This is a genomic window from Verrucomicrobiia bacterium (assembly GCA_019634635.1).
In the GTDB taxonomy this organism is placed as follows: Bacteria; Verrucomicrobiota; Verrucomicrobiia; order Limisphaerales; family UBA9464; genus UBA9464.
The window spans coordinates 96154-115514 of the sequence record JAHCBB010000001.1 but is presented as its reverse complement, the minus strand read 5'-3'; the positions used below and the strand labels follow the sequence as shown (position 1 = coordinate 115514).

The following is a 19361-nucleotide window of genomic DNA, read 5'->3' as shown; positions in this document are numbered from 1 at the left end:
CCGGCGGGGATCACCTCAGCCCGGTTGCCCCGCGGGGTCCCGAGAGGGCCGTGGCCGGATTTCCACGATATTCCGCCCGGATCCCATGCGCCGCCACAGGGCGGACCACGGAACCCAGAACACGTGGGCCAGCAGCGTCAGGAAGAAGAAGGGTCCCATGCACAACCAAAAGCCCACCAGCAGCGCACCCATGACCGGCACCAACACCCAGCGCGCCCTGCCCGAGAACAGGGCGGCAGGGTAGAGGAGTTCGGCGACCTGGGCGACAACGCCGATGATCACGGTGCTCATGGGATGCCACTGCAGCAGCCAGGGGCCCAGGTCGGTCGCCGGTCGCCCCCGCGAGGTGTACCAGTAGCCCCCCTGCAGGATGGCGTGCCGGATGGTGTCGGAGAGCATCCAGTCGGGAAATCCGCCAAACCGGACCTTGGCGACCCCGGCGGCGAAAAAAATGCACGACAGAAACGCGCAGACCAATCGCACCGGCCAGCCGTACTCCTCCGGAGGTCCGGCGACATCCCGGCCCCGCCGCCGCCGAATCCAGGCGTCCACCGACAGCACATCGCCACACCGCGAGACCCCAAGGATGAGCGGAACAAACACGCCGGCGGTGTACGAGCGTCCGGCCACATCAGGGGCGTCGAGTCCCATCAGGTAAAGGCTGCCGAACCCGGCAGCGAAGCAGGCCGGCCGGGTGAGCAGCCCGATCGCGGCCATGAAGATGGCCAGCCGCCACAGCCACTCGATGCCCATCAGCGGCAGGGTCCCGGGTACCGGAACCGCCAGCCACACGAGATACCGGGCGCGGAATGCGTGAAGGAAGTCAGGGACCTCCGCCCATTCGTGGAAGGCACGGGTCAGACTGAAGGCGAAAAACCCGGTGAAAAACAGGAAGCGTCCCACCGCAAGGTCCGCGGCCGGAGCGGGGGCAAACCAGAAACGGTTCCAACGGCTCCAGAGATTCACGGATGTTCCCCGGACTCCCACGATTCCACGAGAAGGGTCCTCGGGTTCGCCCGATTGCGGAGGGAGGGATCGGGATCCCACTCCACGTCGTACAACCGGATCCCGCGAAGCCGGTCACCACCGGGGTCCTGCCGGGCGATCTGCAGATTGCAATACCGGAGCATTTCTTCAAGGCGCCGCCGGACTTCCGGCGCTCCATGGCGGGCGCGTGCCTGGGGACCCAGCGGACCGGCATAAAGGAATGGCGACAAGGAGCGCCCCAGATCCCGTCGCCCCTTCAGCCAACGCTCGGCCCCGTCGCCGGTGACCCCCACCAGCACCGTGGCCCGGATCACGGATGGCATCCGGCGACTTTCGGCGAACATGGGATAGTGCGAAAACGGCCAGAGCTGGTGCCCGGCCAGCAGGCACACCAGGTGGCCCAAGAGGACGCCCCCGATGGTGCACTGGATGACGAGGCGACGAACGGGTGACATGCCGTGGGGGAATTGACCGACCGGAGAGGGGCCGATGGTCTCGTTGCCACTTCCCCGATCAAGGGGACAGTCGGGCGGCTCCGCGCGTTCCCTGAACTCTACTCCAGGAACCGCCCGCGCTGTTCCGGGGACGGCAGCGCACACGATGCCTTCCCAAACCACGAAAACCGGTGACGTGCCACAACGTCATAGGCGGCATTGCGCAACCCCCGCGGCAAAACGGTCGCGAACCTGAGCCAGCACCATGGCGCCCGAAGATGCCGCGCGACGGCCAATGCGGCATCGCTGCGCTGTAGAAGCGCGTCCCCCTCCACAAACAAGACGGTCTCCAACCCGCTCCCCGCACGTCCGGACCATTCACGGCCAACGGCGGACTGAAGCGGGGCAAACCGGATTCGCGGAACCCGCTCCCACCGAAGAACGAACCGCACGAATCCATGGCAAAGCCCGCACTCACCATCGTAGAGCAACAGCGGACCACTCACCCGGAAAACCTGAAGGGTTCATCAGAAATTGGCCAGCAGGCGTCACCGGCGGGTGCGCCCCGGTGGTGCCGAGGCTCCGCCATACGCTTCACCGAGGGTCGGGCCCAAGCGGACTGCTCACGCCGATGGCCCGGAAGGACCTTGCCCCACCGGGGAGGAGATCGCGTGGGCTCCGCCGGGATGGACCGAGGCTCAATAGAAATAGGTGGTGTCCGCCGACGGGCCGCCGCGCGCCCGCGGCTTGATCTGGGCCTTGGGCCGGTTGATCACCGAGCCATCGGCCTGTCCCACGGGTTGATCCGGCGTGGCCGACCAGGCCCAAAGCGGCCGGCTCTGGCTGCCCTGCCCGAAGCGTCCCAGATGCCCGACATCCCACAGCATGGTCCCGGGCGTCTCGCTGACCCGATGAGTGATGAAGGCCCGGCGGCTTTCGCACTCGTTCTCGTTCCGGGGCCATGCGGGCTCGGTGTCCGGATCCGTGGCATCCACCCGGCCTGCCGGCGTCAGGAAACGCATGGGCGGCGACGCAGTGAAGTTCGCGAACCACATGTAGGGCGTGTACACATTGGCCGCCGGAGTGTCCCACCCGCCGTAATCCCGCGTCGAGCGATCGGCAAAGTTCGCCATGCTCTCGTAATTGAGCCATTGGCGGCCAAATGACTTGCGCGTGATCGGACAGATGAGGATTGCGGTGTTGGGCACGTATTTTCCGCGCAGCAGCGTGACAATGCTGTCGGCGCGGCCGCCGAGGCGATGGTAATCGGGACTGCCGTCCTCGTGGTTGGGAAACCGCCCGCGATTGTCTCCGCTGTAAAGCAACTGGGAAAGGTATTGCTGCCGGATGTTGCTCCAGCAGGCCGCGCGCATGCCCGTGTACTTGGCCCGGGCGAGTGCCGGCAGCAGCATGCCCGCAAGAATCGCAATGATGGCAATCACCACCAGCAGTTCGATCAGCGTGAACCCATGAGTCCGCGGCCGGACTGGCGGCCACCTGCATGCCCCTTTGCCACTCCCCATGGGAACGTTCTGCGCCCGCGCCGCAGATTCGTCAACCCGCCAGCACAAAAATGGGGCACTGGGGAATGGGTCCATGGTGGCTTCTCAACTTCCGGATCAAGGCCGGCCCACGCGACGGAGCCCCCCACGCACCATTCGCGACGCATCCCCCACGACCCTGAGCCCGGATGCGACCAGTCCCGCGCATCGCCGTTGTTCGAGACGATCGGCGTGCCTACCTTCAAGCGCGATGACAACGACCCTCCCCGCAATCCTGCTGGCGGCGGTGCTTGCCGGCCTTTGCCATGCCGCTGATGCCTCACGCCCCTCCGAAACCTGGCCATGGGTGGACCTCACACATCCCATCCCGCCAGGCACCCGGATTGGCGTGCCCCAAACCGTCACCACGGACGCCCCGTCCTCCTCCCTCATGACACTGCTCGGGGCGCCCGCCCGATTCGCTCCCGACCGGCCGGCGATTGCCGACCTGCGACCGGATCAACTCACGGGCAGGACGGTCGTGGTGGGTGTGGTGGACGCCGTCCGCACCCACCGCGACTACGCGGTGACCGTGGACGACCTCCAGCGCTGGGAGCGTCGCCACGGACGCATTCGCGAGGGCACCATCGTGCTGATCCACACTGGATTTGGGTTCTGGTGGCCCGACGCGGAACGGTATCTGGGCCAAAGTGCCTCTGCTGCCGGGACGCCCGGGCGGGCGTCGCACCCAGGACTCCATCCGGAAGCCGCCCGATGGCTGGCGAGCGACAGGAGGGTGAAGGCCGTGGGCATGGACACGGCGGGCGTGGACCCCGGTGGGTCCGGGAGCACTGAGGTCGCGCAAATCTTCTCCGAAGCCCACATCCCGATCTTCACGAATGTTGCCAACATGGACCGGTTGCCCCCGACCGGCTCCTATGGAGTCGCCCTGCCCCTCCGGCTTGAGGATGCCGGAGAGGCGCCGGTTCACATTATCGCCCAGTTCCGCGCCCGCCCTTCCCGGATCCGTTCCTCATCTCCCGCCGGCCCCGTCTTTTGAGATGGAGCACCGGCGCCGTGTCGTGAGGGTCCGGGGGCACCTGGAGCCGGAATGCATGTCCTCGACGTCGCGCGAAACAGAATGCACACTTTGACATCTTCGTATGACAACCCGTCGCCTGCCGGCCTTCCGACTTCTGCCATGGGCCGCACTCCTCGCCACTGCGCAGATTGCCGGGGCGGCGACGGGGACGATCTTTTTCAATGGAGCCGAATCCGTGCAGAGCCCGATCACGCTGCGGAGCGTGAACAGCGACGGCACCGGACTTCGGATCGTGCCGGTGGATCTGCCGGAACCGGCGTTCCCGGTGATCTCGCGTGACGGCCGGCAGCTCCTGCTCACCTCCGGGGACCCTGGCCGGCCGTTCAAGATCAGCCGCAACATCTTCAGCCTGGACCTGGCCACGGGCGGACTGGCCAAAGTCACCTCGTTTGAAGACTCCGTCCGGACGGGTACCGGCACCATCACGACGCTGACCAACGGCGTCGCCTCACACACCAACGACTCCTCGTTCACCTCCTATACGATCCACTTCCCCTACCACAAGGCGCTCTCACCGGACGGACGGCAAGTCGCCGTCATGGACCTGCCCCGGACGGGCGGCAGCACCCTGAGCGTCTCACGAACCAACGCACCCACGGAGCAATTTCTGGGGGGCGGCCGTGCGCCGGTCCTGGAGGTCTATCCGGCCGCCGGCCCCAGCTTGATCGGTCACCTGCTCTTCGCAGGCGGCTTTCGCACAGGCAACAATCAGGGCGGCGACGGCGTGGACTGGCATCCCAATCTCGCCGAGGTCGTGGGTGCCTTTCGCGATGACATTCCCGTGACGGGCACCTCCGGAGTTCAAGGCTCCGAAGGCACCGTGGTGGTGGTGTTCGCCACGGACGGGCGCCTGGACCCCTTCGTCCGCAAGCTGACACGGCCCGCGGGTGTCTGGCATTCCTACATAGACCTCTTCACCTCGATCTTCACCCGTGCGGACGAAAACGACTATGCCCCGGCGATTTCTCCGGACGGCACGCGGGTCGCCTACCTGCGGCACACGATCCGGTTCGACTCCCGGATCAGCGACCTGCACAACCTGCCGGCCGTATGCGCCATCCGGGTGATCAATTACGACGGCACGGGGGACCGCGAGGTGTTGCGACTGGCCGACGGGTTGTGGGTGACCCGCGTCGCCTGGTCGCCCGATGGTTCGGAGCTCGCCTTCGACCTTTCGCCCCAGCTGTTCTCGCAGGGCGCTCCGCTTCTGGCGGGCGACATCACCCGTTCGGAGATCCACGCGGTCCGCGCGGATGGCACCCACCCGCGACCACTGGTCCCCGCCCCGGCCGCCTACCCGACCTGGTCGCCGCTGGGAATCGTCGTTCCTCCCCCATCGCCGCCCGGGATCCGCATCACACGCAATGGGGAGGCCCTCGAAGTGCAAGTTTCCGGTCTGACTCCGGGCCGCGAGGTGGATCTTGAACGTTCGGCCGATCTGGATGGCTGGGCCCTCGTCCACCGCGAGCTGGCTTCAAGCGCCAGTCGAACGTTCCATCTGGAACCGCCGGCGGCAAACGCGCCGGGGTTCTTTCGGATCCGCACCCGATGATTCCGTCACCCGGGCCGGCATTGGGGCGGTTGAATCTGAGCAGTGCCGGCCTGCTCGTCGGCACGGTGTTCTTTGCGGTTTCCCTCACGCCATCGCTGCTGCCACGGCCGTATGGGGTCCAGGGCGTCCTCTCGGGTCTGTCCTTCGCAGCGGGCTACGGCCTGGGCGCAGCAGGGGTCTGGCTGTGGAGCTTCCTGCAGCTGCCGGTGGGGCGTCCGGAGATCACGCGCAGGGTCCGCATCGTGGCGGCCGTGCTCTGCGCGCTGATCGTGGTCAGCTTTCTTTGGCGGGCGGCGGCCTGGCAGAACTCGATCCGGACCCTGATGGGCATGGAGGCGTCGGCCGGCGTGCAACCGTTCGTTCCGGGGCTGATCGCCGTGGTGGTGTTCGGCGTGGTTCTGGGGCTGGCACGCCTGTTTCGGTGGGTCATTCACGCGCTGTCCGTCCGGCTGCGCCGTTACGTGCCACCGCGCATCTCCCACGCGGTGGGCATCGTCATCGCGGTGCTGCTGTTCTGGGGGGTGATTGACGGGGTGCTGGTCACCGGCCTGCTGAGAACCGTGGACCAGTCGTTTCAGCAGCTCGATGCGCTGATCGAGGATGATCTGCCGACCCCGGTCCACCCGGACCAGACCGGCAGTGCCGCCTCGCGGATCCGTTGGAAGGAGCTGGGCCGGCAAGGGCGCCGCTTTGTATCGGGCGGTCCCACCGCCGGGGACTTGAGCGAATTTTTTGGCGCCCCGATGCCCGCGCCGGTCCGCGTGTACGTGGGATTGAATTCAGCCGAAAGCCCGGAACAACGCGCGCGCCTTGCGCTGGACGAGCTCATACGTGCCGGCGGTTTCGGACGGTCGGTGCTGCTGCTGGTGACACCGACCGGAACCGGCTGGGTGGACCCCGCCGCGCAAGATACCGTCGAGTACCTTCATCGCGGCGATGTCGCCACGGTCGCGGCGCAGTACTCCTACTTGAACAGTCCGCTGGCCTTGATGACGGAGGCCGCCTACGGGGCCGAGATGGCGCGCGCCCTGTTTTCGGAGATCTACGGTCACTGGCGATCCCTGCCACGGGACTCCCGGCCCCGGCTTTACCTTTGGGGATTGAGCCTCGGGTCGCTGAACTCCGATCTTTCCTTCGATCTTTACGACATCATTGATGATCCCTTCGACGGAGTGCTGTGGAGCGGACCGCCATTTCGCAATGCGACCTGGCGCCACCTGACCCGGCAGCGCGATCCGGGGTCCACGGAGTGGTTGCCCCGATTTCGCGGCGGCGCGGTGGTTCGCTTCATGAATCAGGATCCAAGTCCAGCCCCCTGGGCTGTTGATTGGGGGGCGTTCCGGATGGTCATTTTGCAATACGCCAGCGATCCGATCACGTTCTACAGCCCGCAGTCGGCCTGGCGCGAGCCGGACTGGATGCGCGAGCCGCGCGGTCCCGATGTCTCGGCCGACCTGCGCTGGTTTCCGATTGTGACCATGCTGCAACTGGCCGCCGACATGATGGTGGGCACCGCCCCGAAAGGCTTCGGACACGAGTATGCACCGGCTCACTACATTCAGGCCTGGCTGGCCCTGACCGAACCGGAAGGCTGGAGCGCGGCCGAACTGGATCGTCTGCGGGCCGTGTTCGAGTGACGTCCCGGCGTGGCATGGCCCCGGCTTCTCGTCGCGTTCCGGTGCCGGTAGACTCGTGCCCGTGAGCGTTCTCGGAATCGAAATCGGCGGCACCAAGCTCCAGGTCGTGGCAGGCGACGGCTCGGGGCGGATCCTCGCCCGAACCCGGGATGCCGTGGATCCCGCCGCCGGGGGTGCCGGAATCCGCACCTCCCTCAGCCGCCGCCTGCCCGGATTGCTCCAGGAACATGGGCCGGTGGCGGTCGGTGTCGGGTTCGGAGGCCCCGTGGACTGGCGCACCGGACGCATCGGCTGCTCCCATCAGATTTCGGGCTGGAACGGTTTCGAGCTTGGCGCCTGGCTGTACGCCGAAACCGGGCTGCCCGTGCATGTGGACAATGACGCCAACGTCGCCGCGCTGGGCGAAGCCATTTGCGGCTCCGGACGCGGCGCCAGCCCGGTGTTCTGGATCAACATGGGCAGCGGGGTGGGCGGCGGTCTGGTGGTGGACGGGCGCATCTACCACGGGGCACCCCCGGGCGAAGCGGAGATTGGACACCTCTGCCTCGACAAGTCCGGGGTGCGCGTGGAGGCCCGATGCTCGGGATGGGCGGTGGATCGCCGCATCCGGGAGGCCATCCGGCAGCATCCGGAGGGTCCGTTGGCCACGCACCTCCGACCGGTCGGAAGCTGCGAGTCCAGGGCCCTGGCCCCCGCGCTGGCCGACGGCGACCCGCTGGCGCAGGCGATCCTTAGCGAACTGGCCGACAACCTTGCCTTCGCGCTGTCGCACGCGGTGCAGCTTTTCCACCCCGAGGTGATCGTGATCGGGGGGGGACTCTCGCTGATTGGCGAACCGCTGCGCGCCGCGATCGCCGCGGCCCTGCCGGCCTACGTGATGAACGCCTTCCTGCCCGGCCCGCGCATCGCGCTCGCCGGATTGGGGGAGGACTCCGTGCCGGTCGGCGCCCTCGCGCTCGCCGCCGGCCGCGTCTCACGCGTCGTGCCGGCGATTGCGCAATTCGCCCCGCCTGCCTAGAACCACCGCGTCCGCCATGCCCCGACTCTTCCCGTGCCTCCTCGGTTGCGTGCTCCTGTCCGCCGTCGCGTCACCGGTCGTTCTCCCCGCCGCCGAGACGCCATGGCAGGCCCTGTTCAACGGCCGCGACCTGACAGGCTGGGATACCTGGCTCGGACCCAAGAGCAGCGGGTACCTGGACCCGAAGACGACCGCCGAGCCGCCCTTGGGCCTCAATCACGATCCGCTCGGTGTGTTCACCGTGGACACCGCCTCCGGTTCACCCGCGATCCATGTGTCCGGGCAGGTCTTCGGGGCCATCACCACGCAAAACTCGTTCGAAAATGCGCACATTCGGGTCGAGTACCGTTGGGGCACCAAAAAGTGGCCGCCGCGCGATGAGGACCGGCATTACCGGGACACCGGGATTCTCTATTGGGCCATCGGTCCCCAAGGCGCCGGGAGTTACGCGTGGATGCGCTCCGTCGAGTGCAACATCATGGAGAAGGGGGTCGGCCAGTGGTGGTCGGTTGACGGCACCCATGTGGACATCGAGGGCCGCAAGGTCACGCTGCAGGACCACCCCACCATTCCCTACCGCGGAGAGAGCCCGGGCGAGCAATGCGTCGTCTGGGAGCCGGGAGCGCCGCAGTTCACCACGGGCGAGGGCATCACGTCGCCCTTCGACCCGGAACGTCCCGCCGACTGGAACCTCTGCGAAGTGATCGCCTGGGGAAACGTCTGCCTCCATCTGCTGAATGGCGAAGTCGTCCTGGCTCTGACCAATCCCGGCTACATCGAAAACGGGCGCAAGCGCCCGCTCACGGAGGGCAAAATCCAACTGCAATCCGAGGGGGCCGAAGTCTTCTTTCGCAGGGTGGAGACACGGCCGGTGGATGAAATCCCCGCCTCCCTGCTCCGTTGGATTCCAAAGAGCGCCCCCGACGAGCGTGATTTTCTCCCGCTCCTCACCGATCCGGCCGCCACGAACTGGGTCCAGTGCGGCCCCGGACGCTTCACCGTTGCCGAGGGGGTGGCCAGCGCAGAAGGCGGCATGGGCCTTTGGTGGTATCGCGGCCGGGAGTTCACGAATTTTGTACTGCGAGGCGAGTTCCTGCAGTCCAAGGCCACGGCCGATTCCGGAGTGTTCGTCCGCTTCCCCAATCCCGGCGAGGATCCGTGGGTGGCGGTCCGGCGTGGACACGAGTTTGAGATCGGTGATCCCGCGCCGGAGAATCCCAACTGGCGTACCGGCTCTCTCTACCCGTTCAAGGCATCCACCCGGGCCAATACCCATCCCCCGGGGACCTGGAACGACTTCGAGGTGGTCTGCTTCGGACACAACTACTCGATCCGGATCAACGGCGAGGTCGTCACGACCTGGACCGATCCGGAGCGCCGCAGCGCGCGGGGATTCATCGGGCTGCAGAACTACGACGACGGCGGCACCGTCCGGTTCCGCAACCTGCGCATCCGGGACCTCCCTGACTGAGCGCCACCGGGTTCACCCTGCAGGCCTGTCGCAGCTCCGCCCCGAAGGTCCATGGATGGGACGGTCGGTTGGATTGGACTTCGCGCCATGCCACCTTGAAGGCAGACTGATCGCGGAGTTTCCGGGCCGGCCGGCGGCGTGTGCGTCGGGCTGCATCCCGGGAAGCACCCGGAACGCAAGAATGCCTGCCATGCCACAGAATCGCTTTATCTATTGGGGGATCGTCGTCCTGGTCGCGACGCTGTCGCTCTGGGCCGGTGCGGAATTGACCCGTCGCGTCGAATGGATCCTGCCGTACACCGGGTCGTTGGCGGCCCTGATGATTGTCGGCGGCTTCGCCTACGAATGGTGGCGGGCCCGCAAGGCCGCCGAAACCTCCCGGGAAGGCCCGCCCCCGGCGGCGACCTCCCCGGACCCCGCGCCCATGAAACCCCCGGGGACGAATTCCGCGCCACGATCCTCCCGCGGAGCCGCGGATGGGATCTCGAATCCCTCCTGAGGCCCGCACCCGACCCGCGCGTTCGTGAGCAAGCCCAAGAAGTCCATCAAGGTCCGCCAGGCGACCAAGGCTGACATCCCGCGCCTGGTCGAGCTGAACCGGGCCGCCTATCCGGTCCTCGCCGCCGAGAACATCGTCTGGGGAGAGGCGCACCTGCTGAGCCACCAGCGCGTGTTTCCGGAGGGGCAGTGGCTTGCCGAGGTGGGCGGCCGCATCGTGGGCGCCGTGGCCACGCTCATCGTGGACCTCGGGCGCGATCCGCTGCGGCACCACACCTGGTCGGGAATCACCGACAGCGGCTACTTCACCAACCATGACCGGGACTCGGACACGCTGTATGGCGCGGACATCTACGTCCATCCGGACGCCCGCGGGCTGGGCGTGGGTCATGCGCTGTACGAAGTGCGTCGCGAGTTGTGCGTGCGCCTGAACAAGCGCCGCATTCTCGCCGGGGGCCGCCTTTCAAATTACCACGAGCACGCCGACAGGATGTCAGCCCCCGAATACGCCCACCGGGTGGCCTCCGGCGAGTTTCGAGACCTGGTGCTGAGCTTTCAATTGCGCGAGGGCTTCCAGTTGCGCGGGGTGATGCCGAACTACCTGCGCGATCCGCAAAGCCGCAACTGGGCCAGCCTGATCGAATGGCTCAACCCGGACCACCAGCCGATGCCGCGCGGGCCGCGCAAGGCCCGGATCGCCTGCGTGCAATACCAGATGCGCCGCGTGAAATCCTTCGCCGAGTTCGCGCAGCAGGTGACGTACTTCACCGACGTGGCCGCCGATTACCGCGCGGACTTCGTGCTCTTTCCTGAGCTGTTCACCGTCCAGCTCCTGTCCGCCATGGAGGCCAAATCCCCCCAGGAGGGCATGCGCAAGCTGTCGGAGTACACTCCAAGGCTGGTCACCCTGCTCCAGGGCCTGGCCATGAAATACGGCGTGACCCTCATCGGGGGCAGCCATCCGGTCGGTGTCGGCAAGGAACTGCTGAACAACAGCTACATCTGCCTGCCCAGCGGCCAGATCGTCGAGCAGCCCAAGCTGCACATCACGCCCAACGAACGCCGCTGGTGGGGCATCTCGGGCGGAGGCAGCCTCCAGATCATTGACACCCCCAAGGCGCGGATCGGCGTGCTGATCTGCTATGACATCGAGTTCCCCGAGACCGCGCGATACCTGGCCGATGCCGGCGCCGAGATCGTATTTGTCCCCTTCTGCACCGACAACCGCCAGGGCTACCTGCGCGTGCGCCACTGCGCTGCCGCCCGCGCCATCGAGAACCAGATCTACGTCGCCCTCGCCGGCAATGTGGGCAACCTGCCCGACGTGGCCAACATGGACGTGCAATACGGTCAGGCTGCGGTGCTCACGCCGTCCGATTTCGCGTTCGCCCGCGACGGCGTGGCGGCGGAGGCGGATGCCAACGAGGAAACGGTGCTGATCTGCGACGTGGACCTCGATGCGCTGCACGCGTCGCGGAACGCCGGCACCGTCACACCCCGGCTGGACCGCCGGTCCGATCTGTTCCACATCAGCAGCCGGCTTCGGCTGCCGGCCGCATTCCAGGTCAACCCGGACGACGGACCGCTCGGCGACCACGTGGACCGTCTCCCCGCCCACGATCCGGAGGATGAATGACCCGGACAACGCCCACCGATGACACGTGCTTGGCGGCGTGCGTCCTCCGCGAGAGGATCCCTTCATGCCGGTTGATGACCTGATGTCTCTGCCCGGGAGCGACCCGACGCGGGCCTATGCGTATCGGGACACCCTCTACGCCGCCGACCTGATTACCGCGGCCCTGGTCCATTTCGACGTGTTCTCCGCACTGGGTGACGCCCCGGCCACGTTGGAACAGTTCTGCGCCCGACATCGCTTCGCCCGGCGCCCCGCCGACGTGCTGCTCACCCTTTGCGTCGCCAACGAATTTGTGACGTGCAACGGGGATGGGTCCTTCGCGCTCACCGGCACCGGCCGTGATTTTCTCACGAAGGGCTCTCCGTGGGGGCTTGCTCCGTACTACGCCTCGCTGAAGGACCGTCCCGTGACGCTCGACTACGTCCGGGTCCTGACCACCGGCCGCCCGGCCAACTGGGGGGGCGACCGGGGGGCGCGCGACTGGCACCGGGCCATGGAGGACGAGGCCTTCGCCCAAATGTTTACCGCCACCATGGATTGCCGCGGGCGCCTGCTCGGCCCAGCCCTTGCCCGGCGCCTCGACCTGGGCCGGAACCGCCGCGTGCTTGATGTGGCCGGCGGTTCGGGCATCTATGCCGCCGCTCTTGTTGCGGCCCATCCCGGGCTGGAGGCCACGGTGCTGGAGCAACCCCCGGTGGACCACATCGCCCGCACGTGCCTTGCGGCGCTGGGACTCGGCGGACGCGTCCGCGTGGCGGCCGGCGACCTGTTTCAAGAGGCGTGGCCCGAGGACTGCGACGTTCATCTGATCTCCAACGTCCTCCACGATTGGGAGGAACCTGAGATCGCCTCGATCCTTTCACGTTCGTTCGAGGCAATGCCCCCGGGCGGACTGTTGGTGATCCACGACGCCTTCCTCAATCCCGAGAAGACGGGTCCGTTGGCGGTTGCCGAGTACTCGGCACTGCTGATGCACTCGACGCAGGGCCGGTGCTACTCGATCCGCGAGTATTCGGACCTGCTGGCGGCCGCGGGTTTCGAGGTGGGACGTTACGAGGAGACCCTCGTGCACCGGGGATTTCTGACGGCGCACAAGCGCTGATCCGCCGGGTCCTCACCGCAGGACTGCGGCAACCTCCTCGCCCAACCGGATGGCCTCGCGGACCGGCCGCCGCGCGGACGCCACGCGGGGTGGGTCCTGGTGGAACGAGGCAGCCCGCAGCTCCAGTTGATGCCCAAGGATGCGCGCATGGGCGGCGACCGGGGACTGGCATCCCCCGCCCATCGCTGCGAGGAAGGCGCGCTCTGCGGTAACCGACTGGAACGTGTTGAAATGGTTCAGGGAGGCGACGATGGGGGCGATCCCGGGGTCCCCGGCCCGGATCTCCAGCGCGACGGCCCCCTGCCCCACCGCCGGCAGCATTTCCTCCGGATCGAGCACGCAGGCCAGCAGTCCCGCAGGCGGTGCCGCGAGGGTCTCCCGAACGTCGGCAGGCAGGCGTGGATCCAGCCTCAGGACCCCGCGTGGGCCCAGGTCAAACTGCAGTCGTACCAACCCGGCCGCGGCAAGCAGCGTGGCATCGAGCGTCAGATCCCGCCGCAGCTTCTCCAGGCGCGTTCCGACATTCCCGCGAATGGGCACCACCGCAAGGTCCCCGCGCAGGGCACGCAGCTGGGCGGCACGCCGCGGACTGCTCGTGGCCACTACAGCGCCCGGTGGCAGGGCGCGGATCGAGGCACCCGGTTTTCCGAAGTACGGCTCCCGTACACCCGGTCGCCAGTCCGGGGCTGCCCCGCCCTCCGGGTGCGCAACCGGATGGGCGACATCGCGATAGAGCAGCACCTCCCGCGGATCCGCCCGCGGCAGGGTCGCCGCCAGCACCAGGCCCTCCGGCAACGCCGTCGGAAGGTCCTTCAGGCTGTGAACGGCAATATCCGCAGTGCCGTCCAGCAGCGCCACCTCCAACTCCTTGGTGAACAGGCCCCGGGGCACCGACTCGGAGGCGTCCGGGGCTTGTGACGTCTGGAGGCGATCCCCGGTGGTCCGGATCACCAGGCGCTCGAAGTGCCGTTCCGGAAACTGCCGCCGCAATTCACGGATCACCCCGTCCGCCTGGGCCAGCGCCAGCGCGGAACCCCGGGTGCAAACGGTGACCGGACGGTGGGGAGCATCGGAGGACGGCATCGGAAAGCGGCGGGGTGTCGTCCCCGGATTCATTCAAACGCCCAGCGTCCGGTCGCCTGCGGCGCGGGCCCGAGTCCGTGCAACCACCCCTGCACGCGTTCCCGGACGATGGCGTCGCAACGGGCCAGCTCCTCCCGCCGGTTGCGCACATGCTCGTCGGCAATCGCCTGCAGGTCGTCCACGTTCGCGAGGAAAACGCCATCCAGGCGCTTGATCTCCGGATCAATGTCCCGGGGCACTGCCAGGTCCACGAGCAACAACGGACGGGCAGGGCGCCCGACCAGTAGTCGTTCGAGGCGCGGGAAGTCGAGGATGAAATGCGGGGCGCTGGTGCTGCTGATGAGAATGTCGAGCCGTGCAAACTCCCGCTCCCACTCATCAAAGTGGATGGCCCTTCCCCCAAGTTCCGCGGCGAGGGCCGCTGCGCGATCCCAGGAACGATTGCTCACGATCACGGAATGGGCGCCGCGGCTGAGCAGCGCCCGGGCAGTCTTCTCGGAGGTATCGCCGGCGCCGATGACCATCACCTGGCGGTCGGAAAGTCCGTCAAAGATCTTCTCCGCCAGGTCCACGGCCACGGAGGCGACACTGGTGTTCCCGCGCTGGATCTGCGTGTCGCTCCGGATCTTCTTGGCGGCGGCAAAGGCCGCCTGAAACAGCTTGTTGAGGAGGCGTCCGGTGCTCCCACAGCGCAGCGCGAGTCCGTAGGCCTGCTTCAACTGCCCCAGGATCTCGGTCTCGCCCAGGACGAGGGAGTCCAGTCCGCCGGCCACCCGGAACAAATGTTCGGCCGCCGCAAGGCCACTGAGGTGGTACACCTCGGGTCCCAGGGGCTCCTGGATGCCGCGGTCGCTCAGCAGAAAACGCCGCAGGGCCGCGGTCGCCTCGGCAGGCGGATGGGGCGTGCCGATGTACAGCTCGACCCGGTTGCAGGTGGACACGAGCACCGCCTCGGTGCCGATGCCGCCGGTACGGACGCGCTCGAGCAAACCGGGGGCCTCGGCATCCGGACACGCAAAACGCTCCCGCAGCTCGACGGGAGCCGAATGGTGACTGATGCCGACCAGCAGGAGGTTCATGCGGCCTACGGATTGTGGATCGCCGACGGCAGGTTGGTGCCCCAGAACGTGAGCAGCACGAAGACGAATGCCCCGATCACCACCCAGGCAAACCGGCGCCCCACGGTCCGGAGCCGGTCATGCAACGCCAGCAGCGCGCCGTAGGCGAGCCAGACGCCCAAGGACCAGACGACCTTGGGATCGGCGATAAACCAGCGTCCCTGCTCCCGGTAAAGCCACCACGAGCCGACCACGAGACCCGCGGTGAGCAGGCCAAATCCCGCCACCACCAGGCAGGCGGTCACCTTCTCGAGTCGCTGGATCGCCGGCAGGATCGCGAGCACGGCCCGCGTCTTGTCGAACTTCAGATTGTGCTCCTGGGTCAGGTACATCAGGGCCGCCACGGCGCTCAGGCCGAAGGCGCCGTAGGCCAGCAGCACCAGCGCTGCGTGCAGGCTGGCCCAGCCATGGACGAAGGCCGGCCGCGGTCCGCGTTCGTCCAGCATCGGAAATAGTCCGAAGACCCCAAGGGCAAAAAGCAGTGGGGCTACCAGGGCGCCGAGGGATCGCAGGCGGCGCCACAAACCCAGCAGGAGAAACGCGGCCACAATGGTCCAGGCAATGAACATGGTGGCCTCAAAAAGGTTGTTGATCGGACAGCGCTGGATCGAAAACCCGCGGTGGAGCATCGCCACGGTGTGCAGCAAGGCTCCAAGGGCGAGCGAGGCATACAGAATCCAGTCATCACGGCGAAAACCGCGCCGCCAGAGCAGCACCGAATACGCCGCCCCCATGCCGTAGCAGGTGACGGCGAGGGCAAACCACTGGCGATCCGTCAACCCAGGCACCCGGGCACTCTACAAAAGGCGCCTGAATTTTCCAAGATCCCGCGGGATTCCCCCCGTACGCCCGGACGCCGCACCGTTTCAGGGCGCCCTGAAGCAAAACAGATGACGCTCCGTGCGGATGTAAAACCGTCCGTCCGCCAGCGCGGGCGAGGCCTGCACCGGTTCTCCGAGTGGATTGCGAGCCAGCACCTTGAATTCCGGTCCGGCCTCAATCACGGAGGTGTCCCCGTTGTCCGCAACCAGATACAGGCGTCCCGCAGCGGCGACCGGCGACGCCGAAAAATTGCCGCCCACCCGTTCCATCCACACCGATTCGCCGGTCGCGGCATCCAAACAGGAGGCCACCCCTCCGTCGGTGATCGCGAACAGATGGGGCTTCAAATACAGCAGGGAGGGCACCTTGGGCATGCCACGCTTTTGCTCCCAGGCCAGCCGCGATTCCCCAAGGTCGCCACGGCCTCCCAGGCGAAACGCCTTGATGGTCTCCTTGCCGCCCCAGCCGCCCGCGGTGAAGACCAGTCCCTCACCAGTGACCGCCGACGGCACCTTGCCCTCGCCCAGCACTTCACTGGTCCACAGGCGTTCCCCGGTCTGGACATCGAACCCCTGGACCACATCCCCCGCCTCGCTGATGACCTGCACGCCGTCCGGCGACTCCCAGATCGTCGGCGCCCCGTGGGAAATCCGCGACAGACCCCGTCCGGTGCGCCACTGCTCCCTCCCGGTCCGGGCGTCGAGCGCGAGCACATAAGACCGGTCCCAGGGTGTCTGCCACCCGATCTTCTTGTCCTCGCCGTCATTGCTGCCGTCCCGGGCCATGATCAACAGGTTCCCGTACAGAATGGGCGAGGTGCCGAGCCCGTGCTGGCTGTAGAACGGATACGCCCGATTGGTCCAAACGAGGGTTCCCTGGAAATCCAACCCCGCGAAACTGCCATCGCCAAAACAGGCGTACACCCGCTCCCCGTCGGTCGCGGGCGTCGGGGTCGCGTAGGAATTGCGGCCTTCCTTCCGACGCGGGAACTGCTGAAACACCTCCCGGTTCCAAAGAATCCGCCCGGTGTCCCGATCGAGCGCCAGCACCCGACATTCCACCCCGTTGGCGGTCGCCGTGGTCACAAACACCCGGTCGCCCCAGACAACCGGCGATGACCAAGAGTCGCCCGGAATCTCCGTCTTCCAGGCGACATTTGTCGTGGCGGACCAGTGGAGCGGCGGGTGGGGATCCGGAGAGACTCCCTGGTACCCTGGGCCGCGAAATCCCGGCCAATTCCCGGCAGCCGCAGGGGCCAGCGCCGCCATGGCAACGAACCCCCAACGGGTCATCGAGCCGACGATGCCGGAAGCAATGGGAAACGACCTTGGAATCATGGCCGTAGCCTCACCGCTCGCCTTCCGGACCTCAAGGCCGCTGTTCGCCAGGCGGCCGCCCAACCGAAGCCCCGCCCTCCGGAAGCGGCCATGCACGGCCAATCGGAAGCGGCTCCCGTCGCCATCCGTCGCCCGGCGATGATTCCCCGACTCCATACCAGCGCGCCGATCCGCCATCCCGCCGCCATTCGAACAACGGCAGCGTGTCCGCGGACGGCGGCAGGGCCCGCACCCGCTCCGGTCGCCGGGCCTCCCAGCGGCCCGAGTCCCCCTCGGGCACCTGACGCCAGGTGCCCCGCAATCGTCCCTGCTCCCAGGTGCCGCTCATCTCATACCGGTCGCTGATGTACTCCACCATCACCTCAAGCTGGCGCTGCCGCCAGGTGGCTCCGGTCAGGTAGGCAAAGCGAAAATCCGTCTCCTGATCGAGCCGCCCCGCGGCACGCTCCCCCGCAACGCTCCATTCCATCGCCAACCGGTGCCGCCGCCCCTCCTCGCTTTCGGATTCCAAGGTCCAGCGTCCGGCCAAAAGCGCGGCATCCGGCTCCCCCTCCGGCGGCAACAAGAAGCAGAGCGGGTCCGAAAAATTCTCACGCCCAAGTGGCGGGAGCCGTCGCAACTCCGCGCGGCCCTCCCCCTCGATGGCAAACACCGGCACCAATCCCTCGGGCCAGGCCTTGGACACCACCCCACGAAACACGCGGATCGCAGTTGTGGGCGCGGGCCGATCCGGACGCTCAACGCCCCACGTCCCACCGCCCCCCGGCCCGGGGATCCGCCACACGGTGGAGAGCACCTCCGGCGGATGGCCCTGCCCAAAAGCCCATACGACCATCAGGCCCGGAATGACGCCTCCGGCAATCGTCCGCACCCATCGCATTTCCGACCCTCCTTCACCCCCCGGCCCGCCGCAATGTCGCAATGTGCACTGCCCTGCCGGGAACTAAGCCGTCCGGTGATCCGTTTGCGGCCCAGCCCCCCAATTCCGGTGGAGCGAGGGTCCTCACGAGCCGTGCGCGCGTGAAGACTCCACCAGGTCAGCTCGCAGTCCCGCGCACGGCGCGGCAGGACCCTTGCGCCACCCTAGCAACCAGGAGGCGGGTTTTCCATTGCGCACTTCATCCGCAACGCGCCTTTCGTCATCCTCCCCCAACCCAACGGCCCACCACGGCCCGAGGCACTCCACAACACGATGCCCATGGCTTCACCGAAACCCGCCACCACCGCCGCGTTCCTCCGCCGGACGGTTCCGTCACCGCCGCGCCTTGCCATCCAGCTCGGAACCGGTTTCGGAGGCATCGCCCGGCAGGTCACCGTGTCGCAGGAGTGGAGCTATCGCCGAGTTCCTGGGTTCCCCGTCGGCGGCGTGCCCGGTCATGAGGGGCGGCTGATCGCGGGGCGGTTGGCGGAGGTCCCGGTCTGGGTGCTTTCGGGGCGCACTCACTACTACGAGGGCGCCCCGATGAACCAGATCACCTTTCCCATCCGCGTCCTGGCCGCACTCGACGTGGAAACGGTGCTCCTCACCAACGCCTCCGGCGGGATTGGCCGGCAACTGCGTCCGGGCGATTTCATGATCCTGCGCGACCACATCAATTTCATGGGTTCCAATCCACTGCGCGGGCCGACGCCGTCCGGACTTCCGCAATTCGTGGACTGCCACGCGGTGTACGACGCAACCCTGCGCACGATGCTCCGTCGTGCCGCACGCCAGGCCGGAGTCCGATGCCGGGAAGGAGTCTACCTGTCCGTCAGTGGTCCCAGCTTCGAAACGCCGGCGGAGGTCCGCGCGTTCGCCCGGCTCGGCGCCGACGCCGTCGGCATGAGCACCGTACCCGAGGCCCTGGTGGCGCGTCAGCATGGGCAGCGTGTCGCCGCCGTCAGTCTGGTGGCCAACCCCGCGTCCGGGCTGGACACAACGCAACCGATGCTGGCCCACCACGATGTCCTGACCCTCGCGGCCGCACGGGAATTGGAGGCCACATCCTTGATCACCGGGTTTGTCAGACTCTGGGCGGCGGCAGCAAGCCATGGGCGCTTCCCCGCATCCGATGGACGGGCAGCCGCGAGCCGCTGATTTTTT

The 19361-nt window shown here is 67.3% G+C and carries 18 protein-coding genes; 9 read left to right on the top strand and 9 right to left on the bottom strand.

Translation table 11 applies throughout. From position 1 onward, the window contains the following. Positions 1–15: 15 nt before the first annotated feature. The 4 genes from KF791_00500 to KF791_00485 form a co-directional block, all read right to left on the bottom strand. Positions 16–966: a hypothetical protein gene (locus KF791_00500; protein MBX3731051.1), complete on the bottom strand. Its 951-nt coding sequence runs from the start codon at positions 964–966 to the stop codon at positions 16–18. Further along, positions 963–1442 carry a hypothetical protein gene (locus KF791_00495; GenBank protein MBX3731050.1) on the bottom strand — a complete coding sequence of 160 codons (480 nt, stop codon included), beginning with the start codon at positions 1440–1442 and terminating at the stop codon, positions 963–965. Before KF791_00495 ends, KF791_00500 begins: the two co-directional genes overlap by 4 nt. A gap of 98 nt (positions 1443–1540) precedes the next feature. Further along, positions 1541–1927 (bottom strand): DUF393 domain-containing protein, encoded by a 387-nt coding sequence (locus KF791_00490; GenBank protein ID MBX3731049.1) that lies wholly within the window; start codon positions 1925–1927, stop codon positions 1541–1543. A gap of 192 nt (positions 1928–2119) precedes the next feature. Continuing rightward, positions 2120–2944, bottom strand: coding sequence for a type II secretion system protein (locus tag KF791_00485; GenBank protein ID MBX3731048.1), 825 nt, complete (start codon positions 2942–2944; stop codon positions 2120–2122). A gap of 229 nt (positions 2945–3173) precedes the next feature. Here KF791_00485 and KF791_00480 point away from each other — a divergent pair, with 229 nt between their 5' ends. The 8 genes from KF791_00480 (at position 3174) to KF791_00445 (ending at position 12918) form a co-directional block, all read left to right on the top strand. Next, entirely contained in the window at positions 3174–3962 is a 789-nt protein-coding gene (locus KF791_00480) for a cyclase family protein (GenBank protein MBX3731047.1), read from the top strand. A 103-nt stretch (positions 3963–4065) separates the two neighbouring features. Then, entirely contained in the window at positions 4066–5556 is a 1491-nt protein-coding gene (locus tag KF791_00475; protein ID MBX3731046.1) for a PD40 domain-containing protein, read from the top strand. Next, positions 5553–7193, top strand: coding sequence for an alpha/beta-hydrolase family protein (locus KF791_00470; GenBank protein MBX3731045.1), 1641 nt, complete (start codon positions 5553–5555; stop codon positions 7191–7193). Before KF791_00475 ends, KF791_00470 begins: the two co-directional genes overlap by 4 nt. 55 nt (positions 7194–7248) lie before the next feature. Then, positions 7249–8211: an ROK family protein gene (locus KF791_00465; protein ID MBX3731044.1), complete on the top strand. Its 963-nt coding sequence runs from the start codon at positions 7249–7251 to the stop codon at positions 8209–8211. 16 nt (positions 8212–8227) lie between these two features. Further along, on the top strand, positions 8228–9682 hold the full coding sequence (locus KF791_00460; GenBank protein MBX3731043.1) for a DUF1080 domain-containing protein: 1455 nt from the start codon (positions 8228–8230) through the stop codon (positions 9680–9682). Between the two features lie 190 nt (positions 9683–9872). Continuing rightward, complete coding sequence (locus KF791_00455; protein MBX3731042.1) at positions 9873–10181, top strand: hypothetical protein; 309 nt, start codon at positions 9873–9875, stop codon at positions 10179–10181. A gap of 24 nt (positions 10182–10205) precedes the next feature. Further along, positions 10206–11816 carry a bifunctional GNAT family N-acetyltransferase/carbon-nitrogen hydrolase family protein gene (locus tag KF791_00450; GenBank protein ID MBX3731041.1) on the top strand — a complete coding sequence of 537 codons (1611 nt, stop codon included), beginning with the start codon at positions 10206–10208 and terminating at the stop codon, positions 11814–11816. 64 nt (positions 11817–11880) lie between these two features. Further along, a complete protein-coding gene (locus KF791_00445; GenBank protein MBX3731040.1) occupies positions 11881–12918 on the top strand; it encodes a methyltransferase domain-containing protein in 1038 nt (345 codons plus the stop codon). A 12-nt stretch (positions 12919–12930) separates the two neighbouring features. Here the strand turns inward: KF791_00445 and KF791_00440 are convergent, their stop codons facing one another. From KF791_00440 to KF791_00420, 5 genes are all read right to left on the bottom strand, one after another. After that, positions 12931–14001, bottom strand: a complete 1071-nt coding sequence (locus KF791_00440; GenBank protein MBX3731039.1) for a hydroxymethylbilane synthase — start codon at positions 13999–14001, stop codon at positions 12931–12933. Positions 14002–14030: 29 nt separating this feature from the next. Next, positions 14031–15080 (bottom strand): glutamyl-tRNA reductase, encoded by a 1050-nt coding sequence (hemA, locus tag KF791_00435; GenBank protein MBX3731038.1) that lies wholly within the window; start codon positions 15078–15080, stop codon positions 14031–14033. 5 nt (positions 15081–15085) lie between these two features. Further along, positions 15086–15853 carry a cytochrome c biogenesis protein CcsA gene (gene ccsA / locus KF791_00430; protein MBX3731037.1) on the bottom strand — a complete coding sequence of 256 codons (768 nt, stop codon included), beginning with the start codon at positions 15851–15853 and terminating at the stop codon, positions 15086–15088. Positions 15854–15985: 132 nt separating this feature from the next. After that, entirely contained in the window at positions 15986–17278 is a 1293-nt protein-coding gene (locus KF791_00425) for a PQQ-binding-like beta-propeller repeat protein (GenBank protein ID MBX3731036.1), read from the bottom strand. 31 nt (positions 17279–17309) lie between these two features. Beyond that, positions 17310–18158: a hypothetical protein gene (locus KF791_00420; GenBank protein MBX3731035.1), complete on the bottom strand. Its 849-nt coding sequence runs from the start codon at positions 18156–18158 to the stop codon at positions 17310–17312. Between the two features lie 318 nt (positions 18159–18476). Between KF791_00420 and KF791_00415 the strand changes: the two genes are divergently transcribed. After that, on the top strand, positions 18477–19355 hold the full coding sequence (locus KF791_00415; protein ID MBX3731034.1) for a purine-nucleoside phosphorylase: 879 nt from the start codon (positions 18477–18479) through the stop codon (positions 19353–19355). Positions 19356–19361 lie beyond the last annotated feature (6 nt).

Coding starts and splice junctions, on each gene's coding strand:
- KF791_00495 (MBX3731050.1), bottom strand. CDS start 1,442: ATGTCACCCGTTCGTCGCCTCGTCATCCAGTGCACCATCGGGGGCGTC.
- KF791_00485 (MBX3731048.1), bottom strand. CDS start 2,944: ATGGGGAGTGGCAAAGGGGCATGCAGGTGGCCGCCAGTCCGGCCGCGG.
- KF791_00480 (MBX3731047.1), top strand. CDS start 3,174: ATGACAACGACCCTCCCCGCAATCCTGCTGGCGGCGGTGCTTGCCGGC.
- KF791_00475 (MBX3731046.1), top strand. CDS start 4,066: ATGACAACCCGTCGCCTGCCGGCCTTCCGACTTCTGCCATGGGCCGCA.
- KF791_00470 (MBX3731045.1), top strand. CDS start 5,553: ATGATTCCGTCACCCGGGCCGGCATTGGGGCGGTTGAATCTGAGCAGT.
- KF791_00460 (MBX3731043.1), top strand. CDS start 8,228: ATGCCCCGACTCTTCCCGTGCCTCCTCGGTTGCGTGCTCCTGTCCGCC.
- KF791_00455 (MBX3731042.1), top strand. CDS start 9,873: ATGCCACAGAATCGCTTTATCTATTGGGGGATCGTCGTCCTGGTCGCG.
- KF791_00445 (MBX3731040.1), top strand. CDS start 11,881: ATGCCGGTTGATGACCTGATGTCTCTGCCCGGGAGCGACCCGACGCGG.
- KF791_00440 (MBX3731039.1), bottom strand. CDS start 14,001: ATGCCGTCCTCCGATGCTCCCCACCGTCCGGTCACCGTTTGCACCCGG.
- hemA (MBX3731038.1), bottom strand. CDS start 15,080: ATGAACCTCCTGCTGGTCGGCATCAGTCACCATTCGGCTCCCGTCGAG.
- ccsA (MBX3731037.1), bottom strand. CDS start 15,853: ATGGGGGCGGCGTATTCGGTGCTGCTCTGGCGGCGCGGTTTTCGCCGT.
- KF791_00425 (MBX3731036.1), bottom strand. CDS start 17,278: ATGATTCCAAGGTCGTTTCCCATTGCTTCCGGCATCGTCGGCTCGATG.
- KF791_00420 (MBX3731035.1), bottom strand. CDS start 18,158: ATGCGATGGGTGCGGACGATTGCCGGAGGCGTCATTCCGGGCCTGATG.
- KF791_00415 (MBX3731034.1), top strand. CDS start 18,477: ATGGCTTCACCGAAACCCGCCACCACCGCCGCGTTCCTCCGCCGGACG.